Annotated in this window: 5 protein-coding genes; all 5 read left to right on the top strand. The window is 67.4% G+C overall.

The features are described 5' to 3' along the window. Positions 1 to 342: 342 nt before the first annotated feature. On the top strand, positions 343 to 1,686 hold the full coding sequence (miaB, locus tag HOQ08_RS04885; protein ID WP_291192233.1) for a tRNA (N6-isopentenyl adenosine(37)-C2)-methylthiotransferase MiaB: 1,344 nt from the start codon (positions 343 to 345) through the stop codon (positions 1,684 to 1,686). 130 nt (positions 1,687 to 1,816) lie between these two features. After that, on the top strand, positions 1,817 to 2,827 hold the full coding sequence (locus tag HOQ08_RS04890; protein ID WP_291192235.1) for a PhoH family protein: 1,011 nt from the start codon (positions 1,817 to 1,819) through the stop codon (positions 2,825 to 2,827). Positions 2,828 to 2,832: 5 nt separating this feature from the next. Further along, complete coding sequence (gene ybeY, locus HOQ08_RS04895) at positions 2,833 to 3,351, top strand: rRNA maturation RNase YbeY (RefSeq protein ID WP_291192237.1); 519 nt, start codon at positions 2,833 to 2,835, stop codon at positions 3,349 to 3,351. Between the two features lie 249 nt (positions 3,352 to 3,600). Beyond that, entirely contained in the window at positions 3,601 to 4,455 is an 855-nt protein-coding gene (locus HOQ08_RS04900) for a transporter associated domain-containing protein (RefSeq protein WP_291192239.1), read from the top strand. A 178-nt stretch (positions 4,456 to 4,633) separates the two neighbouring features. After that, a partial coding sequence (locus HOQ08_RS04905) for a DUF4105 domain-containing protein (protein ID WP_291192241.1) occupies positions 4,634 to 5,740 on the top strand: 1,107 nt, incomplete at its 3' end.

The raw sequence follows: 5,740 nt of genomic DNA on the forward strand, positions 1-5,740 counted from the left end.
CAGCGATCCCCGCCGGGCCGTGGTCTGCACCCATCCGTGCACACCCGCGAGCGAGGCCGCCCACGCCGGCGCTCTCCCCTTGGCGTTCGGCAGCAAACATGCGCGGAGTGTGCCCCTGCATGGGAACCAAGCCAAGCGCCACGCCGCGGTTTCGTGCGGAAGGGCAAGCTTGCGCGCGCCTCGACCGGGCAGGGACGCTGCAACGTGGCTCACCGCACGCTCCGCTGCACCCGCAAGTGCTTGATCTGCCTCGCCACAGCTGGCAGCTCCGGAACCGCGAGCGTAAACTGCGCGGTTCGGCACCCCTCGAACGACGCCTCACGCAAACGGTACACGCCTCCCATGAGCGGCAAACTCTTCATCAAGACCCACGGCTGCCAGATGAACGAGTACGACTCGGCCAAGATGGCCGACGTGCTCAAGGCGTCGCACGGCCTGGAACTGACCCAGGACGAGTCCGAGGCGGACGTCATCCTGATCAACACCTGTTCGATCCGCGAGAAGGCGCAGGAGAAGGTGTTCAGCCAGCTCGGCCGCTGGAAGGAGTTCAAGCAGGGCGGCAAGCCGGTGCTGATCGGCGTGGGCGGCTGCGTCGCCTCGCAGGAAGGCGAGGCGATCATCAAGCGCGCGCCGTTCGTGGACCTGGTGTTCGGCCCGCAGACCCTGCACCGCCTGCCCGAGCTGATCGAGGCCAAGCGCGAGACCGGCAAGGCGCAAGTGGACATCTCCTTCCCCGAGATCGAGAAGTTCGACCGCCTGCCCGAGCCGCGCGCCGAGGGCCCCACCGCGTTCGTCTCGATCATGGAAGGCTGCTCCAAGTACTGCAGCTACTGCGTGGTGCCCTACACCCGCGGCACCGAGATCAGCCGTCCGTTCGACGACGTGCTGGTGGAAGTGGCGCAACTGGCCGAACAGGGCGTGCGCGAGGTCACGCTGCTGGGCCAGAACGTCAACGCCTACCAGGGCCCGACGCACGACGGCGGCACCGCGGACCTGGCGGTGCTGATCCACGCCATCGCGCAGATCGAATCGATCGGCCGCATCCGGTTCACCACCTCGCATCCGCTGGAGTTCTCCGACTCGCTGATCGAGGCCTACGCCAGCTGCCCGAAGCTCGCCAATTTCCTGCACCTGCCTGTGCAGGCCGGCTCCGACCGCATCCTGGCGGCGATGAAACGCGGCTACACCACGCTGGAGTTCAAGCAGAAGATCAGGAAGCTGCGCGCGGTGCGTCCCGACATCTGCATCAGCTCCGACTTCATCGTGGGTTTTCCGGGCGAGACCGAGGAGGACTTCGAAAAGACGATGAAGCTGATCGAGGACGTCGGCTTCGACCAGAGTTTCTCCTTCATCTTCTCCGCGCGGCCTGGCACTCCCGCAGCGAATCTGGCCGACGACACGTCCTCCGAAGTCAAGCACGCGCGCCTGTCGCGCCTGCAGGCGAAGATCAACGACCACGCGCGAACCATCAACGAGGCGATGGTCGGCACCGTGCAGCGCGTGCTGGTGGAAAAGCCCAGCCGCAAGGACCCCAACGAGCTCACCGGCCGTACCGAGAACATGCGCTTCGTGAACTTCGCCGGCCCCGCGCGCCTGATCGGCCAGTTCGTCGATGTGGCGATCACCGATGCGATGGCCAACTCGCTGCGCGGACGCGTGCACCTGGCCGAGGAAGCGCTGGCCTGAAATCCGTTGGCCCAGACCGGCGGACGGGTACACGTCGGGCAGGCTGCCAGGACCATGCCGCCATCGTCCGGGCTTGATCCAAGCGCCAAACATGGCTCTTCCACCGCTGCCGCGCTAACCTCGCGCGCCTATGAGTGAACTCAACGAACGCGATTTCGCCCTCGACCCGGAAGACAACGCCCGGCTCGCCAACCTCTGCGGCCCGTTCGACGAGCACCTGCGGCAGATCGAGCTGCGCCTGGGCGTGGAGATCGACCACCGCGGCAACCTGTTCAAGGTGATCGGCGAAGAGGCGCCCGCGCGCGCTGCCGAAAAGGTGCTGCGTGCGCTGTATGCCGCCACCGCGAACGAGGCGCTGACCGGTGCACAGATCAACCTGCACTTGGCCGAGTCGGGCATCGACGCGATCACCCAGGAGGCGGCCGAAGGCGCACAAGAGGTGGTGATCAAGGTCAAGCGCGGCGTGATCAAGGGCCGCGGCCCGAACCAGGCGCGTTACCTGCACGCGATCACCACGCACGACATCAACTTCGGGGTTGGCCCGGCCGGCACCGGCAAGACCTATCTCGCCGTCGCCAGCGCGGTGGAGGCGCTGGAGGCCAACCGCGTGCAACGCCTGCTGCTGGTGCGCCCGGCGGTGGAGGCCGGCGAAAAGCTCGGCTTCCTGCCGGGCGACCTCTCGCAGAAGGTGGATCCCTACCTGCGCCCGCTGTACGACGCGCTGTACGAAATGCTCGGCTTCGAGAAAGTCGCCAAGCTGATCGAACGCAACGTGATCGAAATCGCCCCGCTCGCCTACATGCGCGGACGGACCTTGAACGATTCCTACGTGATCCTCGACGAGGCGCAGAACACGACCGTCGAGCAGATGAAGATGTTCCTCACCCGCATCGGCTTCGGTTCGGTGGCGGTGATCACCGGCGACGTCAGCCAGGTCGACCTGCCACGACACGTGCGCTCGGGCCTGCGCCACGCGGTGGAGGTGTTGCGCGGCGTCAACGGCATCAGCTTCACCTTCTTCACCTCGCGCGACGTGGTGCGCCATCCGCTGGTGGCCAAGATCGTGCGGGCCTACGAGGCGTTCGAACAGACGGAAAGCGGGGAACAGGGGACGGGCAAGGCGAGGGGTGGCGCGGCGTGAGCCCCATGGCGAAAGGCCGGCGTCCCGGTGCGGCGAACACACCGCAATCCGCCCCGGCCTCCCCCGTTTCCGTTCCCCGGCTCTCCGTCAGCTACGCCGTGCCTCGCGCCGGCATCCCTTCGCCGGCCAGCTTCAGGCAGTGGGTTGCCGCCGCGTTGCTGGGCGCGAAGCGGCGCAAGCCAGCAGAGCTTTCCATCCGCATCGTCGATACCGCGGAAGGCCGCGCCCTCAACCGCGACTACCGGGGCAAGGACTATGCCACCAACGTGCTCTCCTTCCCTGCCGAGCTGCCGCCGGGCGTGAACCTGCCGCTGATCGGCGACCTGGCCATCTGCGCCCCGGTGGTTGTTCGCGAAGCGGCCGAACAGGGCAAGAAACCGCGCGAGCACTGGGCCCACCTGACCGTGCACGGCACCCTGCACCTGCTCGGCTACGACCACCTCGGGGACGCCGAAGCCGAAGCCATGGAATCGCTCGAAACCCGCATCCTCGCCGGCCTGGGCATCGCCGACCCCTACGCCTGAGTACGCTTCGCCCAACTCCCCTCCGGGCCGAGGGCGGGTGATGGAGCGGCCTCGCGCCCGTCCAACTGCCGAGCGCCTGGGTTCCCGCTGCCTCAACGATGCCCGAGGCGAGCCCTGCCCTTCATGCCGAGCCGCCCGAAGGCGGAAGGGTTGCCAGGCCTGCATCACCCGCTTGTGCCCTGAATCCCCACGTTTTTTCCGCTAGACTCCGGCCTTCCGCCCCTCCACGGGCCGCTCTTTCCTGAGTTGATGAACGACGACCCTGGCAGTACCAACGGCCCGGCCTCCCACCGCTCCTGGTGGGATCGCCTGGGCCATCTGTTTTCCAGCGAACCGCGCAACCGCGATGAGTTGATCGAGGAATTGCGCGCCGCCCAGGCCAACGGCCGGTTGTCCAACGACACCCTGGCCATGGTCGAGGGCGCGCTCAAGGTCACCGAGCTCAGCGTCGACGACGTCATGGTACCGCGCGCGCAGATCGTCATGATCCCGGCCGATGCCTCGCTGCACGAGATCCTGGCCAAGGTGGTCGAGTCCGGCCACTCCCGGTTCCCCGTGCATGGCGAGGACAAGGACGAGATCGTCGGCATTCTGCTCGCCAAGGACCTGCTCAAGTACTTCGGCGATGGCGAAGGTTTCGACCTCGCCTTGCTGCTGCGTCCGGCCGTGCTGATTCCCGAGTCGATGCGGCTCAATGTGTTGCTGGCGGAATTCCGCCGCTCGCGCAACCACATGGCGCTGGTGGTGGACGAATACGGCGGCGTCGCCGGCTTGATCACCATCGAGGACGTGCTCGAACAGATCGTCGGCGAGATCGACGACGAACACGACGAGGACGACGGGTCCAGCCTCATGCACGAACTACCCGGCGGCGACTGGCTGGTCAGCGCGCTCACCCCGATCGCCGACTTCAACGAACAGACCGGCGCGAGTTTCTCCGACGAGGAGTTCGACACCGTCGGCGGCATGGCCACGGCGGAATTCGGCCATCTGCCCGAGGCCGGCGAAGAGGTGGTGTTTGGCGGCTATTTGTTCATCGTTACCGAGGCGGACGACCGGCGCGTGCAGCAGTTCCGCGTCAATCGGCAGGCGAACGATGGCTAGGTTCCTTGCCCTTCCCCCCACGGGAGAAGGTGGCCCGCAGGGCCGGATGAGGGGACGGCGAGAGCTCAAGGCCGCGCTCCGCCCGAACCGCTTACCTTCTGCCGGCGCCCTCTTCCGGGGAGAGCGGGATCGCCCCCTCCGGCTCTGGCTTTGCGCCCTGTTCTTCTGGGTGTTCGCCTTGCCCGCCCACGCCGGCGTCGCCAATGCCCCGGGCGCGAACCTCGAGGTTGCGCTGGTCACCTACGGCCCCGGCGAGACCTATTGGGAGCGTTTCGGCCATGACGCGATCGAGGTGCGCGATACCGTCAGCGGCGAGGCGGTGAGCTTCAACTACGGGGTGTTCGATTTCGACGAGCGTGGCTTCCTGCTCAACTTTGCGCGCGGCCGCATGCACTACCTGATGGATGCCGAATCGACCACGCTGGACGAAAGCTGGTATGTCCAGGCCGGCCGCTCCGTCAGCCGCCAGCACCTGGCGCTCACGGCCGATCAGGCCGCTGCGCTGCGCGACTTCCTGCTGTGGAACCTGCGGCCGGAAAACGCGCGCTACGACTACGACTACTACGTCGACAACTGCACCACGCGCGTGCGCGACGCGCTCGATCGCGCGCTCGGCGGCGTGCTCAAGGCCCAGCTCACCGCGCGCCCCGGCGGCATGACCTACCGCCAGCAGACCACCCGCCTGATGAGCGCGCAGCCATGGCTGATGCTGCTGCTCGACCTGGGCCTGGGCCCCTACGCGGATCGGCCGCTCGATGCCTGGCAGGAGAGCTTCCTGCCCGAGGTGCTTTCGCACCAACTGGCGACCGTGCGCGTTGCCGGTGCACAAGGTCAGCATGACCTGGTAAGCGGCACGGAACTCATCGCACCCAACCGTCTCGACGTGCCGCCGGCGACGGCGCCCGATCTGCGCCTTCCGCTCGCGCTGGCGGGCCTGGCCTTCGCCGCCGCGTTGCTGCTTGCACACCGCAACTGGCGCACCGGCTTTGCGCTGCTCGGCACCCTCTACCTGATGCTGGCGGCACTGGCCGGCACCGGCCTGCTCGTGCTGTGGCTGCTGACCACCCACCACGCCGCCTGGGCGAACGCCAACCTGCTGCTGTTCAACCCGCTTGCACTGCTGCTGTTGCCATCGCTGTGGCGTACGCGAAGCGGCCTTCCCAGCTCGCGCCTGGCCGACGCCGCATTGCTGGCTCAACTGCTCGCCCTGCTGGCGGCCGCCCTGCTGCACCTGCTCCCCGGCACCGTGCAACAGAACCAGCCCTGGCTGCTGTTCTCCATGCCG

The sequence above is a fragment of the Frateuria sp. genome (assembly GCF_013362045.1).
Classification (GTDB): Bacteria; Pseudomonadota; Gammaproteobacteria; order Xanthomonadales; family Rhodanobacteraceae; genus Frateuria_A.